Source organism: Paenibacillus sp. URB8-2 (genome assembly GCF_013393385.1).
Taxonomy (GTDB): Bacteria; Bacillota; Bacilli; order Paenibacillales; family Paenibacillaceae; genus Paenibacillus_AQ.
Map to the genome: position 1 here is coordinate 3,620,260 of NZ_AP023239.1, position 21,124 is coordinate 3,641,383.

The window sequence follows — 21,124 nt, forward strand, 5'->3', positions numbered from 1 at the left end:
CCTTGAGGAAAATGAGATCAGTGCAGCTTGCCTGACTTCATTGTTCGCCTGAGGACGCTCTTTCATGCGTGGCAGTGATTGCATGGTTGGCCCGTGATGCCCGAATCAGGCAATCGTCGCGTGAAGCTCTTTGTTGTCCAGCTTAACCGGACGGTTGTTCTCATCCACAAACACGACCGTAGGCTTGTGCCGTTCAAGCTCTTCCTGGGAAAAAATCCCATAGGAAATAATAATTACCGTATCGCCAGGTTGCACAAGTCTTGCCGCCGCGCCGTTCAGACAAATGACGCCGCTGCCGCGCGGACCCGGAATGACATAGGTTTCCAGACGGGAACCGTTGTTGTTGTCCACAATCTGCACCTTTTCATTCTCCAGCAGGTCGGCAGCTTCCATAAGAGCCTCATCAATCGTAATGCTGCCTACATAGTTTAAATTGGCTTCGGTTACCGTCGCCCGGTGAATTTTCGATTTCATCATATGTCTAAACAAGAGCTGCGACCTCCTTCGGCGTAAAGATGATATTGTCGATCAGACGGGTTCGGCCGAACCGGACGGCCAGCGCCATGATAATTTCTCCTTCGGCTTCGGTGAGCGGGAAATTACCCTCAAGCGGTTCAAGCTCCGGAAATGTCAAGATTTCCGCATAATCAATATCAGCAAGCGGCGAGCCGGAAATAATGGTTGACAGCAGCTCCCGGACTTCACCGGTCGTAGCAGCGCGTCCTTCCTCTACCGCTGCGCGGGCCTCCCGAAGCGAACGGGACAGCACCAGCGCCTGACGGCGTTCTTCGGCCGATAAATAGACGTTACGGGAGCTGAGCGCGAGCCCGTCTCCTTCGCGTACGATAGGACAGGGAACGATCTTCACATTCATGTTCAAGTCGTCGACCATTTGCCGAAGCACCGCCACCTGCTGGGCGTCTTTCAGTCCGAAAAAGGCATAATCCGGTTGAACCAGGTTAAACAGCTTGGCTACAACCGTTGTTACACCGTCGAAATGACCCGGACGTGAAGCTCCGCACAGTCTCGTCGTAAGAGAAGAGACCACGATTTTGCTGCGGATTTCCCGGGGATACATCACCTCTACCGCAGGAATAAACACGATATCGACACCCTCGCGCTCCGCAAGCTCCAGATCCCGCCGTTCGTCGCGCGGATAGGCTTCATAATCCTCATTCGGTCCGAATTGAATCGGATTGACGAATATGCTCATGACTACCGTACCGCACATTTCGCCCGCACGGCGCAGCAGACTTGCGTGACCATCATGCAGATAGCCCATCGTAGGCACCAGCCCTACGGGCCCTTGTCCCGCATCGCGCATGAATCCGACGGCCTCCCGCAGCTGCTCTATCGTTCTAACGACTCTCATTATGATCTCGCTCCTTTTCCGGCTGCGCCGTACAATGATTCCAGAACACCCTCATCCGCACCGAAAGCATGGCTCGCTGCAGGAAAGGCGCGCTGCTTGACATCCATCACATACTGGCCGAGCGCGTCGCGGATAATACCGCCGACATCAGCGTATGTCTTCACAAACCGCTTCTCCCTGTAAGGCGAAGCATACCTCAGCACATCATGGTACACGAGCACCTGCCCGTCGCAATAGCGGCCCGCTCCGATCCCAATGGTCGGTATGGAGAGCTCCTTCGTGATGGCTTCAGCCACTTCCTCGGTCACGAGCTCCAGCACGATGCCGAACGCGCCCGCCTTCTCCAGCGCTTTCGCCTCGTCCATCAGACGCTGCGCATCCCTGGCGTCCTTGCCCTGCACCCGGTATCCGCCGATCGTATTTACCGATTGCGGCGTAAGCCCGATGTGGCCCAGCACCGGCACGCCCGCGGAGACGATAGAGGACACGGTTCCACAAATTTCGAGCCCGCCTTCCATTTTTACCGCATGGGCATGTCCTTCCTGCATCAGACGGCGCACATTCCGCAGGCTTTCGTCAATACCGCCGTGATACGTCATAAAAGGCATATCCGCCACAATGAAGGTATGCTCAGCACCCCTGGCAGCGGCCCGTGTATGATATACCATATCGTCGATTGTTACAGGCAGCGTCGAATCATATCCGAGAACAACGTTGCCAAGCGAGTCGCCTACAAGAATCATATCGACTCCTGCCTCTTCAGCCAGGCGGGCCGAAGGATAGTCATACGCGGTCAGCATGCTCAGCGGCACGCCTTCCGCCTTCATTTTTTTCATTTTCACAATATTCAGTGGTTGTTTTTCAGCCATTCCCTTTTCCCCTTTTGCGAGTCACCGCGCCGTTTCAGCGCAAACAAAAAAACCTTTTAGCGTATCTGCTAAAAAGGTCCGAAGGGCAAAAAAGAGTCACTCGCGATCGTCCCTTCTGTCTCGGTCCTTGCGGCTCAGAGCAGAATCCAACGTAACCGTTCATTACAGTTACAAGAAGTGCCATACCCAGAGTGCAGTTCGTATAACCGATACCGCCTCTTGCGAACAGTATAACAAATTCATCGTACAATTACACGATAAAAATATGACAACGAATGGAATTCTTTGTCTAAATCAGAACGATTTCGCCGGTGCACACGCTCGTAACCGTTCCGTTCTCCTCCCGAAGCAGCAGTCCGCCGTCTTCTCCAAGACCGATAGCAGTCCCTTCAAGCCAGCCCTGCGGCGTCTTCAAACCGATCCTTCTGCCCAGAGTAACCGACTGTTCCTCCCATAAGCGGGCGATGGGCTTCAACCCTTGATCCATATACAGCCCGTAATGGTATTTCAGCTCCCGGAGTACTTCTTTGGCCAGCTCCCCGCGATCGACCGGCATTCCGCCTTCGATCAGCAGTGATGTCGCAATTTCCCTGAGCTCCGCCGGATAGTCTTCCTCCGTTAGATTGGCGCTGATGCCGATCCCGGCGATGCAATATTGGAGACCTCCCGGTCCAAAGCTTGATTCCAGCAAAATACCGCACAGCTTTCTGCCGCGCGCCAGAAGATCGTTCGGCCATTTGATGCCCGCTTCAACGCCAGTCATCTTCCGGATGGCGGAGCAGACGGCGACGCCTGCCAGAAGCGTCAGCTGGGGCGTAGACTGCAGCGGGATGGCCGGACGCAAAACAACGCTCATCCAGATGCCCTTGCCTTTCGGAGAGTGCCATTTCCGGCCCATCCGTCCCCGCCCGCCAGTCTGTTCCTCGGCCATGACGGCCGTCCCTTGCGGAACGCCCTTCTCCGCCAGAAGCTTAGCTTCCTCCTGGGTAGAGACCACCGAATCCAGGCGGTGCAGGCTGCCGGCCCATTCCAGATCCGGCAGGCTCTCCGCTTCGAAGGCGGCTGACTTAATCTTCTCCATGCTCATGATGATTCATCCTTTTCGCTTTCATAATCAGGGCCGTCCGGTCGTTGGGCACGTCGCCGGACGCCGCCGCCAGCAGCAGCTTCTGCAGCAGCTGCCCCAGCCATGGCCCCGGACGCTTGTCCAGGGCGGACGTCAAATCGCCGCCCGTCACCGCCAGATCGGCCAGCCCGCGAACGGGCATCTCGCGCAGCCACTGCCGGGCGGAAGAGACAAGCCCGGCGCCGGGGCCGCCTTCTGGAAAGGCGGCCAGCAGCGTCAGCCACCCTTCGGCGGCGTCCGCGCCGAAGGCCAGCACGGCGGCGAGGAAGCGCCGCCGGAAGTCCGCGGGGCCTTCCTCCGGCCCCGCCTCCGCCGCTGCGGTCCACGCCTCGCGGACCCGCAGCACCTGGGCGACGCCGCGCCGCGTCGCCCCGGGAACGTCCATGCCCGCAGCAACCTCTCGGCCTCGCCGGCCGAGGTGCCCAGGGCATGGAGGAGCAGCGCCCACCGCAGGAGGGCGCTCTCCAGTTCCCCGATGCCGGAGAGACCGGCGGCCGCAGCCGCCAGTCTTTCGCCGGTCCAGGGGAACGGGGCTTTTCCGCGCGCTAGCAGCCCGCTGCGCGCAAGCATCCCCAGGCCGCTGAGGGGCCTGGGGCCTTCCACGATGCGCGCCAGCTCCGCGTAGACGCGCTCAACGGCGATATGCGCCAGTCCGTCCCGGCGGCGCAGCAGACCGCGCCACGTGTTCTTCACGACGCGGAAATCCAGCGTGGACGCGAACCTCACGCAGCGGAGCATGCGGAGCGCGTCTTCGTCAAAACGCTCCTCGGCGGTGCCTACGCAGCGGATCAAACGGCGGCGCAGGTCCTCTGCCCCGCCGAACGGATCGATCAGCGCTCCGTCCAGCCCCATGCAGATCGCATTGATCGTAAAATCCCGGCGGCGGAGATCCTCCCTGACATCCTTCACGAAGGTTACGCTCTCCGGTCGCCGGTGATCGGCGTAGCCGCTCTCGGTCCGGTAGGTCGTTACTTCAAACGGGAAATCGGCCTCCAGAACGGTAACGGTCCCATGCTGCAGGCCCGTGGGCACGCATCTTGGAAAGAGCGACATGACCGACTCCGGCCTGGCGGAGGTGGTAATGTCCATATCGTTGACGGGACGCCGGAGCAGTTCGTCCCGGATACAGCCGCCGACCCAGTATGCTTCATGCCCCGCTTCGGTCAGACGGACGATTATAAGGCCCGCAGCCTCGGCCATCCGGGGGTCGGCCATCTTCCAATTCATAATGACACGGCTCCATTCTTAGCGGACCGCATTTGCGGTCTTGCGGTCCAGTACGCGGTGATAGATGCTTTCGTATTGATCGGTAATGGCGTCCTTGCAGAAATCCTCGCACGCGCGCTTCAGGCAAGCCGTGCGGAACTTCCGCGCCAAAGCCTCATCGGTCAGCAGTTGAACGGCGTATTCCGCCATCGTAGCCGTATCGGCGATCGGTGCCAGAAATCCGGTTTCGCCATGCAGCACCAGCTCGGGTATGCCCCCTGCCTGAGAACCGATCGTCGGTACACCGCAGGCCATTGCTTCCAGGGCGACGAGCCCGAAGCTCTCTTTCTCCGAAGGAAGCAGCAGCACATCCGCTAGCGAAATGACCTGGGCGATTTCATCCTGCTTGCCCAGAAACCGCACCTTGTCTTCCAGACCCATTTCGGCGATCTTGGCCTGAATCTTCGGAAGCTCTGGACCCTCGCCTACAAGCAGGAGACGGGAAGGAACCTTCCTTGAAACCCTGGCGAATATATCCACGACATCCGAAACACGCTTGACCGGACGAAAATTGGAGATGTGCATCAAAATTTTTTCATTTGGTAACGCAAAATCCCCCCGCAAATCGGAAACGTCTCGTGGATAATACACCCTTTTGTCTACAAAGTTGTAGGTCAGGTCAATCTCGTTCGTGATATCAAGCACCCGGCGCGTCTCATTGATAAGATCCTGTGACACTGCCGTCACCGCATCGCTTTCGTTAATGCCAAGCCGGATGAGATCCTTGAGCGATTCGTCCTGGCCCAGCACCGTTATATCCGTACCGTGAAGCGTTGTAACTACTTTGACCCCGCCACCTACCATTTGCTTTGCCAGAAAGGCACAGACGGCATGCGGAACCGCATAATGAACATGAAGCAGATCGAGCTTCTCCATTTTGGCTACCTGGGCCATTTTCGTCGCCAGGGCAAGATCGTAAGGCGGATAACGGAATACGTAATAGTCGTTGACTTCAACCTCATGATAAAAAATATTTTTCTGAAACGTTCCAAGACGGAACGGAACGCTGTGAGTGATAAAATGAACCTCATGGCCTTTTTCGGCCAGAAGCTTTCCGAGTTCCGTAGCCACTACGCCGGAGCCGCCGAGAGACGGATAACAGGTAATGCCTATTTTCAACAACCGGTCCATACGTCCGTCTCCTTTATTTATTGACAAATCGGTCCGCGCATATCCGCTTCTTGCGGGTGCCGCCCCGTTACTGTTTCTTATCTTTTAAACAAATCAACCGCATATGGAACTTTTGAAGCGAAGCCCTCGGCAAAAGGAAATCCTCTGCGCTGTCCGAGCAGCATATCTCTTGAGCGAACCCGTTCGATATAACCGTCGTTGAGCGGCGTCGCCACGACATCCTCCCCCGGCGTTTTCTGAAACTGGGAGAGGTAGCAGGATAAAGCCGATTCCTTGACTCCGTAAGTGTCGCTCACATCGACGACAAGATCCGTACGCCCCAAATCATTAATGAAGTAGAAGTACAGATGAGGAGCCGGAACGGCCTTCAGCGCCGGCATATACCTACGAAGCTTTGCATTAAAAACCGCCTCCTCCACAAGCCTGCTGCAGGCTACATGATCGGGATGGCGGTCTTCCCAGTAGGGAGCGAACACGATATCGGGCGAGGAGCGGCGGATTTCCGCCGTTACCGCCGCAATTTGGTCTTCCGTCAGGCGCAGTCCTCTGTCAGGCAGTCCCAGGTTGGTGCGCGATGCAGCGCCGAGCGCGGCTGCCGCCCGGGCGGCTTCCTCCTTGCGGATCAGTGTCGTCCCATTGGAGGACATTTCCGCAGCGGTCAGATCGCATAGCCCGACCTTTAGCCCGGCTGCCGTATGTTTGGCAATCGTTCCGGCCATGCCGATCTCCGCATCGTCGGCGTGGGCACCGAACACGAGAATGTCGAGCTTCATTCGTCGACTCCCGGCTTGTACTTGTGTACCAGATCCCGCCAGGCGAAATCGCCGCGGTCAATCGCCTTGACCAATATTTCCGCAGTTGCGATGTTGGTCGCGACCGGAATGCCGTACACATCGCAGAGTCGAAGCAGAGCCGAGATATCCGGTTCATGCGGCTGCGCCATCAGCGGATCCCGCAGGAAAATAATCAGGTCCAGCTCGTCCTGCGCAACAAGCGAGCCGATCTGCTGGTCGCCGCCGAGCGGCCCCGACATATAGCGGTGAATGCTCAGCTTGGTCGCTTCCATAATACGCTGCCCGGTCGTGCCGGTCGAATACATTTCATGTCCCTGAAACACATGTTCATAAGCTGTTACAAAATTAACCATTTCATCTTTCTTGCGGTCATGCGCTATAAATGCGATCTTCATCGGTTTCTCCCCTGTCTATTCGATAAAGTGATCAAATCCGTAAATCATTCCCGTATATCCCATAACTTTTTCGATGCCCAGCTTGACACCGGGCATATATCCCGCACGTTCGTAGGAATCGTGGCGGATCTTCAGTGTCTGGCCGAAGCTGCCGAACACAACCTCCTGCTGGGCAAAAACGCCCGGCAGCCGAACGCTGTGTATCCGGAAACCGTTATAATAACCTCCACGGGCGCCTTCGATGATTTCCTCCTCTTGCGGGTTGCCCTGACGCAGTTCCTCCCGCGCCTCGGCAATAAGCTCAGCGGTCTTGATCGAGGTGCCTGATGGGGCATCCAGCTTCTGATCTCCATGATACTCAATAATCTCTAGATTAGGAAAGTATTTTGCAGCCTGCGCCGCAAACTTCATCATCAGAATGGCCCCAATCGAGAAATTCGGGGCGATCAGCCCGCCGATTCCCTGTTCCCGGCACTGCTTGTCCAGTTCTTCAATCTGCTCGGATGTAAAACCGGTCGTACCGATTACCGGCCTTACACCGTATTTAATTGCCGACGCCGTATTGGCATAAGCCGATTGCGGCGTCGTGAAATCGACCAGCACATCCGCACCCCCGGCCACCAAAGCGGCTTCGAGGTCCCCGGTGACGGCTACCCCTGCTTCCGGCAGGCCTACCAGCAGGCCCGCGTCGATATCATGCAGCGAACGGTCTACAGCGGCCGCAAGCGTCAGCTCTTCATCCTGGAGAACCAGCTTCACGACTTCTCTGCCCATTCGGCCGCCCGCTCCCGAAACAACAACTCTGATTTTATTATTCATTTACGTTTATGACCCCCGCTTTCATTCTGCTTATGATTACTGCATGTACTTCTGCAGCGATTTCTGAAGATCTTTCATCAATTCCTTTAAACCATCATCGTCCGGATGCAGCGAGATGACTTCCTTCATGGCCGCAATTGCCGGCAAATGCTCGTTCATCCGGCTGTAGGCGATTGCCAGCCATACGTAAGCGTCCCCGTAAAGGGGATCAAGCTTCACCGCCTCGTTCAACAAGGTAATCGGCCGGAATGGATTGTTCTTGGCGTCTATTTTGTCCTCCAGCAGCCGTTTGGCTTCCTGCACGTACAGCATTGCTTGCAAATGCTGCAAATGCAGACTGTACTCCGTCTTGGCGCCGTCAAGCTTAACTGCGGCCCTGGCATGTTCTGCCGCCTTTTCGAGCCTTCCGCTGCGCGCGTAAGTGATTGAACAGCGATACCGGACTTCCGGATCATTCGGGTCGGCCGCTATCGCGGCTTCGAAGCACAGAATCGCTTCCTCGAAATCACTTCGCAAAATACAGCGGTACGCTTCTTTCACATATTCACCGGGACTCATACGTACCACCCTCCGTCATATGATTCATCATATGCGGTGGCGCCTAATCGGTGTTTTTTTTCGTCCAGCGGTCTGCGTCGCGGGTATTGAATTTAAGCATGACCTTGTCCATGGCTTCCGTCAAATCGATGCCGAGGGAATTCGCAAAGCAAACGGTTATGAACAGAATATCGCCCAGCTCCAGCTCAATCGAATTTTCCGGCTCGTCCGCCTTTTTCGGCTTCTCTCCGAAAGAATGATTGACTTCCCGGGCCAATTCCCCCACTTCCTCGGACATGCGTGCAAGCATCGAAAGCGGACTGAAGTAACCTTCCTTGAACTGAGAAATGTAAGCGTCCACTTCCCGCTGTATTTCGGCGAGACTTTTCTCCATCTTCGGGCGCCGCTCCTTTCGCTCTGCCGCATATTGCCTTTTCGTTTGCCCCTATGTTATCGTAAAGACGTTTTGAAGACAAATCTTTTTTGCTTGCCTTACGTTTGTTTATAGGTATACTTTCGCGTTAGCGGAGAAAAACTGCCGTTATCACGGCATAACGGAGGAATCCATGAATACTGCAAAATTGAGTTCGATCATCAAGACGGTCGCTCCGATCATGCTGGGGACCGCTGTGTACGCTTTTGGACTGCTTTATTTCATTATTCCCAATCAGCTTATGGAAGGCGGCGTAACCGGGATTACCATTCTCCTGAATTACGGCTTCGGCATACCGGTGTTTCTGACCACGCTGTTGCTTAACCTTCCACTGTTTCTGCTTGGCTGGAAAGTGCTCGGCGCGCGTCAAATCGTCTATACCGGCGTCGGCATCGGATCGCTGTCATTCTTCTTGTGGGTATTCGAGCGGATGATCGCGCTTGGGTGGGTAGAGCCCTTCCGAACGGAGCATGATTTTATCCTGGCCTCCCTTTACGCCGGAGTTACGCTCGGCCTCGGTCTCGGCATCGTTTTCCGTTTCGGCGGCACGACCGGCGGCGTAGATATCGTCGCCCGCATATGCGGCCGCCGTTTCGGCTGGAGCATGGGGCAGGTCATACTGGCGATCGACGTTGTTATTATCGGCTCCTCCCTGCTCTATATCCCGAGAGAGAAAATTTTGTATACGCTGGTCGCCGTCTTCATCTCTTCCCGCGTGATCGATTTTATTCAGGAAGGCGCATATGCCGCCAAGGCATTTACGATAATCAGCGACTTCGGGCAGGAAATCGCCGAGCTGATCACCACGGACATGGATCGGGGCGTCACCTTAATCCCGTCGATAGGCGCCTATTCCAAGCAGGCCAAGCATACGGTATACTGCGTCGTTTCCCGTCAGGAAATCCGGCAGCTCAGCCAGCTGGTCAAATCGGTCGATCCGCGGGCGTTCGTCATAATCAGCGATGTGCACGACGTTCACGGGGAAGGCTTCCGGGAAATTTGAATAGTAATCAGAAACCGATAAGCAGACCAAGCGGGACCGGGCATGGAAGATTCCAGACCCGGTCCCGCTTTTTGAAATATTCCTTTTCGCTCAACTTGCGATTCCGTTTTATGTGAATTCATCGAAGCTTTATTCAGAACGGCTGCCACCGGCTTCTATCCCCACGGTATTTTCTGTACCCGGTGTAGGCAAGCGCAGCGAGAATAAATCCCGCGCCCAGCCATCCCGCCGGGCCGTATTCCCTAGGAGCGAGCGGAAGCGACAGGGTCGGTTCATCCTTCTCTTTCCCGAACATCACCCTTGCGGCCTCCCGCCCGTTCGAGACGGCGTTCATGAGCTCTTCCCGTCTCGGCGGCCGGGACGCCGCCGCCAGCCCGGAGGCATAAGAGAGCCAGGCATCGAACCGGTTCACTTCTTCCGGCTTACGGGCAATGATGATGGCCGGCCGAATTGTATCGTAGCGCTCCTGTATATGGGAAACCGCCGTTTTCCAGCCCGTCAGATCGTTTCCGACCGCGCTATGTTCCATATCGTTCAGATCCTCAAGGATCAGCTTGTAATATTGAAGCCACATCGGCTGGCGGGGATGGGCCAGACTATTGGCGGCCAGACGTAGTCTGGCGGCGGCCGTCTCCCACCGCTGCTGCTGCACATTCACCCCCGCGGCGGCGGCTTTCATATCCAAAATCGCCCCCGAGAGTGCATTAACCCCTTCAACGGATGTAAGTCCTTCAAAAGAAGACGCCACGAACAACCTGGAAATCGCATCAATCGTTTCCCTTGCCTTGTTGATATTTCCTTCCGCAACATACCCGTACAGCGCCTCAGTCTGCTGCTCTAGCTTCAGCGCGCCTGCTTTGGCGGCAACCGGCGGCTGAGTCTTCTGCGCCGGCGTTTCCGCCATGCCGGAAACCGTCCTGCCCACTGGCAGGAGAACCTCATTGTAGCCTGCAGCGCTTGCCGCATCCCATCCTGCCGCCGCCGTGCAGACCAAGGCGAGCAGCGTCATAAATACCCAATACCTCCTGCGCAGCATGAGACATCCCTCCTGCCTTATGTGTATGCGCAGGGACAAGGGTTAGAACATCCTTGTTATTTGGATCGCTGCAGCAGGACGGCCTTAGACGCAAGCCAAGCAGCCGACACGCTGACAAGAGTCAGTAAAAAGGTGAATATCTGGACCTGCAGCACATCATCCTCAAGCGTGGCTGGAAGCCAAGGGTAGACGCCGAAAGAATAGTCGACCGTATCATTAAGCAGAGTCCACAGAAGCGCAACCGGAATCATCTTGCGGCAAATAAAGAACCGGGCGTACAGCAGCGCCTCCACCGCCATCCCGGTATGCGAAATCATCAGCATCCAGTCCCGCCAATCGACCGCCCCCCCCTGGTAGCCGCCTGCTACAATGATGGAGACCGCCCAAATGCCATATTTGACGGATGTTACGACCGCCAGCGCCTCGATCACAGCCCTTACAGAAACCCCGGCCACTGTTTTGGGCGGATATAACAGAAGGATAAGCGCCAGCGTAAAGAACAGGCTTGCCGTCGGGCTATCGGGCACGAACGGCAGCAGCCAGTCCGGGTAATGGGCCGCCGTATAGGCCAATTGATTGCCGTACCATATGTATCCATAAATCGTTCCCGGAATATTGACCGCAAGCAGCAGCCAAATAATGGCCCGGTGTTTAAGCATTTTTTCCAACTTCCTTCCGACTCTTGACACGGTAAGCCTCCCCTAAAGCATGCAAAAACCAGACCGTATTATTCGATCTGGTTATGCGATCTTCCTCTATTTTACTGTTCGGTTTTTTGTTTCGCAAGCCACTCGGCCAGGTGGTCAATGTCCTTGTCGGTCAAGCCGGCATTGATGGCTGTGTCGTACATGGGAGGCATCTTGTTATCGTAACCTTCTTTAATAATCGTTATGATGCCCTCCTTGTCATGCTTGTCGCCGACGCCGCGCAGGGACGGGCCCGCCGCGCCCTTCATATCGGCGGCGTGGCAGGCGACGCACCCGGCCTTCTGATAAGCTGCCATAGCCGGATCTTCCTTGTCCACGATCGCAACCTCTTTCGCCTGTACGGCGCTGCTTGTCGGCAGTCCCTTCGCCCGGTTCTCGGCCGCCTTTTCCTCACGCTGCACATCTTCGGGCACCTGCCCCGTTGCTGCCATTTCATGCTTATATTCCGTCCAGGCCGAGTTCGTCAGATATATGATGGAGGCCAATGAGAGAAACATCAGCGACGAAGCAATCGGTCTGCGGTAGAACCTGCGTTCTCTGCCCGTATCCAGAAAGGGAGCCAGCAGCAGGGAGCCGAACGCGACGCCCGTAACGCCCATTGTGCCAAGGATGATATAATCCCCCGAGGCGTAAGGCAGCTTCAGGTATTGATACAGAAACAGAAAATACCAGTCCGGTACCGGAATCACCGTCGCGCCGGGGTTGGCGGGAAAGCCGAGGGGCGCAGGCTCTGAAATCGTCAGCACCAGAATGCCGACAAGCACTACGACGCCGACCATCCATTCTTTGAGCAGGAAGTTCGGGATGAACGCCTCCGATTTCCCAGGATAGGCGGAATAGTCGGGAGGAGGGACAAAGCCGTTTCCCCGCCTGACCCGCGAGTCGCCGACAAAGACTATTTTCTCCTTGGAGTTGTCCTCATGTGCCATCAAATGTCCTCCTCTCTCCGGATGGCCGTTACAGCGGTCCGGAAATGCCTTGTCTGCGGATCATGATGAAATGTCCTACGAGCAGAATAAGCAGCACCGCCGGGAGGAAAAATACATGGAGGGCGAAAAATCTCGTCAGCGTCTCCGCTCCTACAATACTGCCTCCCTGCATCAATTCCTTCAGCACCGGACCAAGCACGGGCGTGGAGTTGGCAATTTCCAGCGTGACTTTTGTAGCGAAATACGATTTATTGTCCCAGGGAAGCAAATACCCGGTAAGTCCCAGTCCCAGCATCACGAAGAAAATAAGCATCCCGACAACCCAGTTCATCTCCCGGGGCGCCTTATAGGAGCCTGTAAAGAATACACGCATCGTATGCAGGAACATCATGACGATGACAAGACTGGCTCCCCAGTGGTGCATGCCGCGGACGATTTGTCCAAAGGCGACCTTGGTCTGCAAATATTCGACGCTGGCGTAAGCATTGATAATGTCGGGAACATAATACATCGTTAGAAACATGCCGGACAGAATCTGAATGACGGTTATGAAAAAGGTCAATCCGCCGAAGCAGTAGACGAATGCGGAAAAATGATGGGCCGGATTTACATGCTCAGGCACCTCGTGATCGGCGACATCCCTCCAGATGGGTGTAATGTCCAAACGTTCGTCAATCCAGTTGTAGACATTTTTAAACATCGGCGGTTACGCCTCCTTGACGGCCTCGGTATTGGGCACAATATCGCCCAGGTATACCCAGCCATTTTCAATTTTCGTCTTATACTGATCGAGCGGCTTCGGCGCTACGGCCAGATTCTTGCCCGCCTTGGTGTATCGTGCGCCATGGCAGGGACAATGATATTCGTCCGGAGTCGCCTTGTTATTGTTCCATCCGACCGTGCAGCCAAGGTGCTTGCAGACCGGTGAAAGCGCATAAATTTCTCCCTGTTCGTTTTTGCGGATCCAGGCAGTCAGCGTCGCCGTGCTGGCATACCATCCGTCCTGCTGCTTGAGCTCAAAGTTGAATTCCTGAGGCTCGCCCGTTATCTTGGATTCTTCCGCCACCTTGATGAATTCTCCCTCGCCCTTCTTATGTAGTATCGGGTCCACGGCAAAACGGATCATCGGCAGAACGGCGCCCGCTCCCATAAAAGCGGTGGCTCCTCCTAGTGTGTACGTCAAAAACTGTCTGCGTGACATTTCTTTACGGCTGGGCGGTTTCTCGTTCGGATGATTCCGGTATTCGTCATGGCCGCTCATATTTGCGTTTACCCCCTAAATCGGATTTGGGAAAGCGCTCGGAGGAAGAATTAATCCATTTACAATGATATAAATCACATATATATCCATTCAACCTAATCATAGCTTAGCTTCCAATACCCGTCAATAAAATCGTCAGGGATAAGAAACGGACAAAAGTTTAATTGCATAATTTTTGTCGGTTTTTCGTCATATTTTCAGTGCATTTCTTTATGCCACATCTCCCGGATTTTTTGCAATGCAAACGCAATCCCCTTACCGCTATTATCGCCGAAAAAGTCATTAACAGCAACAATTAAATCGCTTTCAATTATGCTGTCGGCGGTGAGCAATCCAATCGCATCCAGCACGATGGCATACCGGAAATTATTGGATTTGATATTGTGACATATTTCATTTATAATATCGGTTTTCCCAACAACATCGTATTGCACTGCAGGATATACCACAATCCGTCCCTTGAAAGGACGCTCCACTAAATCGATGGAGTCGCGAAGACGTTCGAGCCGCTCCACCGTTTGGGGAGGCGATTCCTTTCCTGTCAATCCTGTAAAAGGAATGAGACAGGTATCATAAAATTCTCCATTTACCGCCCAACTGCCGCTGTCGAAATCGCTGAATTTCATCCTCCCGCCGCCTCTCCCCGTTTTTCCCGTATTATATTAGACGCGAAGTATGATTACCGCAAGAAGAAACGGCTTCGCCGTCCTCTGGAAGAGGACGGCATCCGTTTCTCGTAAAAATATCAGGTTAAGGATAAGTGCGAAGCTTATACTTTCTGATATTGCAAAAAAAGAGGTGCGCCGTGAAGCGCATCTCCTCTATGCCAAACTTTTCAGTTCTTCTGTCAGGTTTCGGAATGCAACCTCGTCACCGGTAGCCAGCGCCGTGTCAATCTCACGGTACAAGATGTCGCACCGGCGCTTGCGCAGCGCTTCGTCCCACACCATTTCTGCCGCGAGCCCTAACATCACTTCATAGGTTGCCTTCATTTTGTCCATTCGAATACACCTCCGCTGTTTATGTTATTCCGTATTCTTTCCCTCTCTCCACATAACTGGCGGAAGTACGCGCCATCCGGAGCAGATCTCGATCCGTCAGTTCCCGTACTACCTTGGCCGGAGATCCGAGGGAAAGGGTGTAGGGGGGGGATTTTTTTGTTTTCGGTTACAATTGAACCGGCTCCTACTAAAGCATATTCACCAATCTCTACTCCGTTCAACAGAATGGCGCCCATTCCAATTAATGTTCCATTGCCTATCCTGCAGCCATGGATGATAGCCCCGTGTCCGACTGAAATATCGTCACCCAGCACAAGCTGCAATCGGTCGGCAACATGACCTATGGCACCATCCTGAACCTTCAGCCACATAGACGGACGGATGAAGCTGCAGTATGTAGGTCCCATACGCAATCCGCAAGTACTCTCCCCCTTAAGCATCCATAGGAAAGCTTGCCTGGTGATGCGGCCTTGCAAAACTCCTCTGCTCTATAGGAGCAGTTGTTTGGATTGCGCCCTTTCCATTCCCCAAGCCGTCATTTTGACAACGGGGCCTGAAGCCGCTTCACCCACTCTAAGCATTCCCAGATGCAGCATCATACGCAGAATGCGTTTTTCCAGAATCGAACCGGCATCGTCATAATAAAACGGCTTGATCAGCCAGCCCAGCGCATTTTCCAAAGATTTAACCGTCACCCATTCGTTCGCACACACGCCAATCCAGTATACGAGTGATGGAAGGTTTGGAATAGCGCCTTTATAAAGTCTTAACCAAAAGGAGAAAATCTGCAACAGGGATTCGTATTTCGCTTCTTCCAAAACCGCCGCGCCCGTACTCGTCAATCTTAGCCGCTGTCCTTCTTCCGCGATCCAGCGCCGATGGCGGGCATAGTCGTACAGGAGGGCCAGCCTTGGCGGATAATGCTCGCAGGCTCTGCCGTAACCGAACCGCCAGCCGCCTTTCGTCAGAAGCGGTTCAGGAATATGCAGACTGTTCATGAGCAGCTGCTGGCATCTTCTGTACATGGCACCTTCCATATTCAGCTCCGGCTCGTCTTCATGGACAAAACGCAGTAGCGCTTGCAAATCGGCGGCGGCGAGATCGCCTTCTTCCCTGTATATGTCAGGCTCTCCGCTCGGCTCCAATCCCTCCTTAAGCCGTGCCGCCATCCGATCCCGGAAACGTTCTTTCAAGTCTTTCGGAACTTGAAACAAGTACCTGGACTGCTGGGAAGTACCGTTAAAGAGCCAGCCTCCATTTTTAAAACGGGTCACGGTGTCGCGGTAACCTCCGCTTTGTCCGGCCGGAGTATCGAATGACGCCGCCCTCGCCGCGGCAAGCAAATCCTCAAGAGTAAGATAGCTTCTTTCGTCAAACAGCAGGGCATTGAGGAAGCGCAAGTCTTCTTGTGAGCATTCTCTTACCTGGGCCTCCATAAAATCTTTGCTCCCAAGCGTAATGAGCAGCGTCTGAATAAGGTCCTGCTTGGAATTTTGCTTGCATTCGCAGCGGTAACGGCCTGCTATGGCCGTCAGCTGATTCATGTCCGCAAAGCTGAGCATATCCGCCAGATTCATCTTCATCGCCTCGCCGTTTTAATACCATTATGGGATTGCTAGCTTTTTTTATTCCACTTTTCGCAAAAAAAATAACCCGAGGGGATCGGGTTAGCGCTGATTATGCAGGATATGGCGGGTACAGTTGTACAGCAGCGGGTTCCATTCCTGTTCCTTCTTCTCCAAAATGGTCAGGGACAGGTTGCCGATCCGCTCGGAATATTTGTTCTTGTAAAGCGCGGTATAAAGCTGGGCCAGTAAACCGCCATGCGAAACAACGAGCACGTTCTTGTCCGGATGCTTCGAGGATAATTCCTCCATAAAGGCAAGCGCCCGCGTCTGAAGCTGTTCATCCTTCTCCTGACCGAATTCCTGCTGATCCCAGTTCCTTCCCCATCTGGCTTCACGCTCAGCGGCTGTAAGCCCCTCTACCTGACCGTATGCGCGTTCTCTGATACGCTCGTCTGCCTCTAGCAGCGGAAGCTCAAGTCGACCGGCAATAATTCTCCCCGTTTCTTCCGCCCGGGAAAGGTTGCTGGTAATGCAGTAATCCCAGCGATAAGGTTCGTGCAGAAGGCGCTCTGCCAGCATTTCCGCCTGTCTGCGGCCTTCGCCGTTAAGCGGGATATCACTTTGCCCTTGAATCCTGCCTACAGCGTTCCAGTCCGTCTGGCCATGGCGTATCAAGCCCATCAACATAAGTAACTCCCATCCTTTTCCGTATATATTTTTTTCTTACTGTAACATGGATGAGCTTAAATGTCTCCATTTTTGAAAGGGTATGGACAGCAAAAAAGCCCTCCTGGGTTCAAGAGAGCTCTTTCAATGTCTGCGGTACCGGTTAAGCCGGGTTAACGAAAAGATGGATAAGCCAATTCCCAGCATGGACAGTACCATCCAATACTGCGGATGGGTTGGCCCCATGCTCACGACGAGAGGCTCGACAATCTCGCTGCCTCCGGAATCGACCGGATAGACGGACTGCCAATCACCGGTTGATCCGGCGACGCCGGTCGGTACAATTCCGCTCTGCGCCATAGTGGTGTTGTCCGGCGTCTGCACCAATGTAAAGTAGAGGAAGCTGCACAGGAACACCGCCAGAAAACAGGCGATCCACAAGCTGATCCGCCGCCGGAAAATTCCGGGCTTGCCGGGCGACTTGCCGTCACCCGGCATCAGCCAAGGGCTTTCCAGATATATTCGTTCCATTACGCGCGCGTTGACAGCCTCGGCTCGTTCGTCGCTGACCGAAACCTTCATGTCCTGGATCAGCCGGCCGCTTTCTTCCCACATCTCCCATTCGGCAGAACAATAGGAGCACTGAGAGATATGCTGCAATAAAGCTTTGCGCTCCCTTTTATCGGGAGGAGCATCCCAAAGAAGCGGAATCAGATTCTGCGCTTCTCTACAGTTCATTGGCTTTTCATCCTCTCAGGCTGTTCATCATAAGCAGGTTCATAAAAATAGGACTCAAGCTGAAGCTTTACGCTGCTTCTTGCGCGGAACAACAACGATTTGACCGAGCTTACGCTCTGATCAAGAATCGTCGCAATTTCCTGGTAATCCATTTGGTCATACTCCCGTAAAATCAGCGCGGAACGCTGTTTCTCCGGGAGATTGTTGATCGCTTTGCGTACGAGATTCATCCGTTCATTACGCAGTACAGCCTGCTCCGGCGCCACTTCCAGCGGTGCAACAGGCGTATAGCCGCTTTCTTCAAGCGACACATTGCCTACGCGGTGCTTCCGCAGCTCGCTGAGCACGGTATTGCGTGCGATGGTGTACAGCCATGTGGAAAAGGAGGCGTCAACTTCACGAAAGGAATGAAGGCTGCGAAAAGCCTTGTAGAACGTTTCGGAACAGAGATCTTCGGCGATGAGCTCCATCTGGGAGTTCTTTAGCATGTGATAGACAAATGCCAGGATTTTGCGTTGATAACGTCGCATGAGTTCTGAATAAAGTTCGGTATTTCCCTGCTTGATCAGCTGGATTAACTGGGAATCCGTCATGGTGGGCGTTTCCTCCTCGCCATAGCACGTCATATCCCGTTGGTAATCATTATTACCGAGCGGGTCCAAAAAAGTTGCGGTTATTTCTGAAAAAAAGACCGATTTCCATACCGGTTTCTATGTATATTCAGGACGGCTATTTTTAAGCTTTAAATTATTGGGACGAATGGTTAACAACAAATCTATAAAAATACTTTTCCTATTGTACCACAATTCGGTTTCCGATGACATTAATAGACGGATGCCGCTTGTAAACTTCTTTCCGCCAGCCCTGTTCGACAAAAAAACTGCTAATTGCCATCATAACCCCGAAATTGATCGGGCATGGCACAGATATTGGTGCGGCTTATCCAGAGTGACGACAAATGGCGGAGCAATATTTTTTCGTGAAAGCGTTGACAAATTGTAAACGGATACATATAATAAAGGTACAGTATGGTTTCTCTCCACTCCTATCCAATACTAGCTCTACATGAGCAACGGCCGCTTTTTGAAAGCGGTCTATTTTTTTGCCTTTTTGATAATTCCGACCGATTAACGGATACCTCAGTAATAAGCGTGACATTTATAAATTTATAAATTAAAAAAGCCGGGCGTCTGCCCGGCCTTGCTCTATACTATATTCGCTATACGTACACCGTATAGTCGTGCCGCTGCAGCAGCACTTTGGCCCGTTCCATATCGCCTTCCTGACGGAATGACAGGCGCATAATGCCCGGGACATCCTCACGGCTCTCGATAATTTGCACGTTGCTCAGGTTGATGCCTTGATCGCCCAGCTCCGTGGCAATCCGTCCGATGATGCCGGGGTGGTCGGGAACGTCGATATGCAGGTCGAACAGCGGTGTAATCATGCCTTTGCGCCGTTCAGGCAGCTTGCTGCGGAAACTGTTCGCTTCCTTGAACGCTTCCTCGATTCCTTCTCCGTCAGCGTTCTCCAGCAACTGTACGAAGGAAGAAACCTCCGCATTCCAGTCCTTCAGCAGCCTTAGCATCACCGTGCGGTTGTTCAGCAGAATATCCCGCCAGATTACGGGCTCACTGGACGCGATCCGCGTGATGTCGCGGAAGCCGCCTGCAGCCAGTGTGCTGTAAAGCGAGTCGGCGCAGTCGTACTCGTGAACCTGGTTCACAAGCGCCACGGCGATGATATGAGGCAAATGGCTGATCGCCCCGACAATCTCGTCATGCCGCTGCGGGTCCAGCCGGACGATTTGCGCTCTCGTATGTACTAATAGAGCCTTAAGCGACTCATACGCCTCTTCGGGAACTCCAGGCGGCGGAGTAAGCACATAAAATGCATTCTCGAACAACAGCGACGAGGCCGCTTCCACACCGGAACGCTCCGAACCGGCCATCGGATGACCGCCGATAAAATGAACGTCCGGAAGGTCGATTGAATCCGCGCAGGCCGCGATGCTCGCTTTTGTGCTGCCGACATCCGTAATAATGCAGCCCTTCTTAAGCGGCAGCTTACTCAGCCTGTTCAGATAATCCTCCAGCATCCCGACGGGAACGCATAAAAAAATAAAGTCGGCGTCAAGCGCCGCCTCTTCAAATGACAGCGTCGCGCTGTCGACTACGCCTCTGCTCACATATTTGGCAGCCGACTCCGGGCGGTGGGCGTGGCCTACAACGTTCAGGCCTTCCCTGCCCTTAAAGCAAAGGGCAAGGGAACCGCCGATCAGCCCGACGCCGAAAATTGCAATCTTAGTCGTCATGTCTTTGAACAACTCGCCTTCTGTAGATTCCTTGCGTCGCCCGTGCTATGCCCGAACGCCCTGTTCTTTGAGCGCGGCCTCCAAAGCCTGGATAAAGACCTTGTTCTGCTCCTCCGAGCCGATGGTAACCCGGATGTAAGTAGGATAGAGGCGGTGTCCGGCTCTTACGATGACGCCTTTGCGCAGCAGCAGCTCGAAAATATCAAGCGCCGGCACGCGGACGTCAACCATAATAAAGTTTCCGTGCGACGGGAAATATTGCAGCCCAAGCCGCTTGAATTCATCTTGAAGCTGCACCAGCCCCGCGCTGTTGAGGCGGCGGCATTCTTCCACATAGTCCCGGTCTCCAAGCGCCGCAATCGCTGCCGCCTGCGCAAGACGGGAGGTGTTGAACGGTTCGCGCACCTGGTTAATAAGCGTGATGATTTCGGGTCTCGCGATACCGTATCCGATCCGCAGCGCTGCCAGCCCGTAAATTTTGGAGAAGGTCCGCAGCACGACAAGGTTGGGATAGCGATCCAGCAGCTTGATGCCGTCGGAGTAGGACAGATCGGTCACATACTCGTAATAGGCTTCGTCCAGCACAACCATGACGCGGTCCGGGACTGCATCCAAAAAAGCCGTCAGTGCCGTTTCAGACACAATCGTGCCCGTCGGATTGTTCGGATTGCACACCCAGATTACTTTTGTCTTGTCGGTGACTCGGGCGAGCATCGCATCCAGATCGTGGGTGCCCTCAGCAAGCGGCACTTCGATGCTGACCGCACCTTCGATATCCGCGTTGCTCTTGTATACGGAGAAGGTCTGGTCGGCCATGATTGTTTCATCGCCGGGCAGGAAAAACGCGCGGGCGATGAGCGCAATAATCTCGTCCGAGCCGCAGCCGAAAATAATGTTGTCGGCCTGCACCCCTAGATGGGCGGACAGTGCAGCGGTCAACTCGGCGGCGGAGCCGTCGGGATAGAGACTAAGATTATCGAGCTCGGCCTGAATGGCGGCTTTGGCGCTCGGCGATGAGCCGTACGGATTCTCATTGGAGGCCAGCTTAATGACCTCGTTAAGTCCGTATTCCTTCTTCACTTCTTCTATGGGTTTGCCCGGTTTGTAAACCGGAAGGCCTACGATATGGGGTTTCGGCTTCATTAGCGGTCCTCTCTCT

General features: G+C 54.3%; 26 protein-coding genes and 1 pseudogene. 1 reads left to right on the forward strand and 26 read right to left on the reverse strand.

The features are described 5' to 3' along the window. Positions 1-105 precede the first annotated feature (105 nt). The 12 genes from panD to PUR_RS16690 all read right to left on the reverse strand — a co-directional run bounded on the left by panD (position 106) and on the right by PUR_RS16690 (position 8,703). Complete coding sequence (gene panD, locus PUR_RS16640) at positions 106-489, reverse strand: aspartate 1-decarboxylase (protein WP_179036212.1); 384 nt, start codon at positions 487-489, stop codon at positions 106-108. Then, positions 482-1,372: a pantoate--beta-alanine ligase gene (gene panC / locus PUR_RS16645; RefSeq protein ID WP_179036213.1), complete on the reverse strand. Its 891-nt coding sequence runs from the start codon at positions 1,370-1,372 to the stop codon at positions 482-484. Before panC ends, panD begins: the two co-directional genes overlap by 8 nt. Further along, positions 1,372-2,241: a 3-methyl-2-oxobutanoate hydroxymethyltransferase gene (gene panB, locus PUR_RS16650; RefSeq protein WP_179036214.1), complete on the reverse strand. Its 870-nt coding sequence runs from the start codon at positions 2,239-2,241 to the stop codon at positions 1,372-1,374. Before panB ends, panC begins: the two co-directional genes overlap by 1 nt. Before the next feature lie 289 nt (positions 2,242-2,530). Beyond that, on the reverse strand, positions 2,531-3,328 hold the full coding sequence (locus PUR_RS16655; RefSeq protein ID WP_179036215.1) for a biotin--[acetyl-CoA-carboxylase] ligase: 798 nt from the start codon (positions 3,326-3,328) through the stop codon (positions 2,531-2,533). Next, on the reverse strand, positions 3,309-3,623 hold the full coding sequence (locus PUR_RS26390; RefSeq protein ID WP_332107908.1) for an HD domain-containing protein: 315 nt from the start codon (positions 3,621-3,623) through the stop codon (positions 3,309-3,311). Before PUR_RS26390 ends, PUR_RS16655 begins: the two co-directional genes overlap by 20 nt. Continuing rightward, entirely contained in the window at positions 3,584-4,594 is a 1,011-nt protein-coding gene (locus tag PUR_RS16660) for a CCA tRNA nucleotidyltransferase (protein WP_332107909.1), read from the reverse strand. Before PUR_RS16660 ends, PUR_RS26390 begins: the two co-directional genes overlap by 40 nt. 18 nt (positions 4,595-4,612) lie before the next feature. Then, positions 4,613-5,764 (reverse strand): N-acetyl-alpha-D-glucosaminyl L-malate synthase BshA, encoded by a 1,152-nt coding sequence (gene bshA, locus PUR_RS16665; RefSeq protein ID WP_179036216.1) that lies wholly within the window; start codon positions 5,762-5,764, stop codon positions 4,613-4,615. 77 nt (positions 5,765-5,841) lie between these two features. Next, positions 5,842-6,537: a bacillithiol biosynthesis deacetylase BshB1 gene (gene bshB1, locus PUR_RS16670; RefSeq protein WP_179036217.1), complete on the reverse strand. Its 696-nt coding sequence runs from the start codon at positions 6,535-6,537 to the stop codon at positions 5,842-5,844. Continuing rightward, positions 6,534-6,953 (reverse strand): methylglyoxal synthase, encoded by a 420-nt coding sequence (mgsA, locus tag PUR_RS16675; RefSeq protein ID WP_124693617.1) that lies wholly within the window; start codon positions 6,951-6,953, stop codon positions 6,534-6,536. The genes bshB1 and mgsA overlap by 4 nt, the downstream gene beginning before the upstream one ends. 15 nt (positions 6,954-6,968) lie before the next feature. Continuing rightward, the gene (dapB, locus tag PUR_RS16680; protein WP_179036218.1) at positions 6,969-7,772 is read right to left on the reverse strand and encodes a 4-hydroxy-tetrahydrodipicolinate reductase; all 804 of its coding nucleotides are present in this window, start codon (positions 7,770-7,772) and stop codon (positions 6,969-6,971) included. A gap of 36 nt (positions 7,773-7,808) precedes the next feature. After that, positions 7,809-8,330, reverse strand: coding sequence for a tetratricopeptide repeat protein (locus PUR_RS16685; protein ID WP_179036219.1), 522 nt, complete (start codon positions 8,328-8,330; stop codon positions 7,809-7,811). A gap of 43 nt (positions 8,331-8,373) precedes the next feature. Further along, positions 8,374-8,703: a nucleotide pyrophosphohydrolase gene (locus PUR_RS16690; RefSeq protein ID WP_124693614.1), complete on the reverse strand. Its 330-nt coding sequence runs from the start codon at positions 8,701-8,703 to the stop codon at positions 8,374-8,376. A gap of 172 nt (positions 8,704-8,875) precedes the next feature. Between PUR_RS16690 and PUR_RS16695 the strand changes: the two genes are divergently transcribed. Beyond that, a complete protein-coding gene (locus PUR_RS16695) occupies positions 8,876-9,745 on the forward strand; it encodes a YitT family protein (protein WP_179036220.1) in 870 nt (289 codons plus the stop codon). 133 nt (positions 9,746-9,878) lie between these two features. On the opposite strand, the gene PUR_RS16700 is transcribed toward PUR_RS16695, so the two are convergent. From PUR_RS16700 to hisC, 14 genes and pseudogenes are all read right to left on the reverse strand, one after another. Then, complete coding sequence (locus PUR_RS16700) at positions 9,879-10,781, reverse strand: sporulation protein YpjB (RefSeq protein WP_179036221.1); 903 nt, start codon at positions 10,779-10,781, stop codon at positions 9,879-9,881. Positions 10,782-10,837: 56 nt separating this feature from the next. Then, on the reverse strand, positions 10,838-11,440 hold the full coding sequence (locus PUR_RS16705; RefSeq protein WP_179036222.1) for a DUF1405 domain-containing protein: 603 nt from the start codon (positions 11,438-11,440) through the stop codon (positions 10,838-10,840). A 101-nt stretch (positions 11,441-11,541) separates the two neighbouring features. Next, a complete protein-coding gene (locus PUR_RS16710; protein WP_179036223.1) occupies positions 11,542-12,417 on the reverse strand; it encodes a menaquinol-cytochrome c reductase cytochrome b/c subunit in 876 nt (291 codons plus the stop codon). A 28-nt stretch (positions 12,418-12,445) separates the two neighbouring features. Further along, complete coding sequence (gene qcrB, locus PUR_RS16715) at positions 12,446-13,117, reverse strand: menaquinol-cytochrome c reductase cytochrome b subunit (RefSeq protein WP_124693609.1); 672 nt, start codon at positions 13,115-13,117, stop codon at positions 12,446-12,448. A gap of 6 nt (positions 13,118-13,123) precedes the next feature. After that, entirely contained in the window at positions 13,124-13,678 is a 555-nt protein-coding gene (locus PUR_RS16720; RefSeq protein ID WP_179036224.1) for a QcrA and Rieske domain-containing protein, read from the reverse strand. Between the two features lie 197 nt (positions 13,679-13,875). Then, the gene (locus PUR_RS16725; protein WP_179036225.1) at positions 13,876-14,304 is read right to left on the reverse strand and encodes a DUF2487 family protein; all 429 of its coding nucleotides are present in this window, start codon (positions 14,302-14,304) and stop codon (positions 13,876-13,878) included. 195 nt (positions 14,305-14,499) lie between these two features. Beyond that, on the reverse strand, positions 14,500-14,679 hold the full coding sequence (locus tag PUR_RS16730) for an IDEAL domain-containing protein (protein ID WP_124693606.1): 180 nt from the start codon (positions 14,677-14,679) through the stop codon (positions 14,500-14,502). Positions 14,680-14,698: 19 nt separating this feature from the next. Next, positions 14,699-15,038 (reverse strand): annotated as a pseudogene (locus tag PUR_RS16735) (gamma carbonic anhydrase family protein); the annotation flags it as partial. Between the two features lie 129 nt (positions 15,039-15,167). After that, positions 15,168-16,256 (reverse strand): hypothetical protein, encoded by a 1,089-nt coding sequence (locus PUR_RS16740; protein WP_179036226.1) that lies wholly within the window; start codon positions 16,254-16,256, stop codon positions 15,168-15,170. A 90-nt stretch (positions 16,257-16,346) separates the two neighbouring features. Further along, positions 16,347-16,934 (reverse strand): histidine phosphatase family protein, encoded by a 588-nt coding sequence (locus PUR_RS16745; protein WP_179036227.1) that lies wholly within the window; start codon positions 16,932-16,934, stop codon positions 16,347-16,349. Between the two features lie 123 nt (positions 16,935-17,057). Next, positions 17,058-17,651, reverse strand: coding sequence for a zf-HC2 domain-containing protein (locus PUR_RS16750; protein WP_179036228.1), 594 nt, complete (start codon positions 17,649-17,651; stop codon positions 17,058-17,060). Beyond that, positions 17,648-18,244 (reverse strand): RNA polymerase sigma factor, encoded by a 597-nt coding sequence (locus tag PUR_RS16755; RefSeq protein WP_179036229.1) that lies wholly within the window; start codon positions 18,242-18,244, stop codon positions 17,648-17,650. The genes PUR_RS16750 and PUR_RS16755 overlap by 4 nt, the downstream gene beginning before the upstream one ends. Positions 18,245-18,870: 626 nt before the next feature. Further along, positions 18,871-19,965, reverse strand: a complete 1,095-nt coding sequence (locus PUR_RS16760; RefSeq protein WP_179036230.1) for a prephenate dehydrogenase — start codon at positions 19,963-19,965, stop codon at positions 18,871-18,873. Positions 19,966-20,010: 45 nt separating this feature from the next. Beyond that, a complete protein-coding gene (gene hisC, locus PUR_RS16765) occupies positions 20,011-21,108 on the reverse strand; it encodes a histidinol-phosphate transaminase (RefSeq protein WP_179036231.1) in 1,098 nt (365 codons plus the stop codon). Positions 21,109-21,124 lie beyond the last annotated feature (16 nt).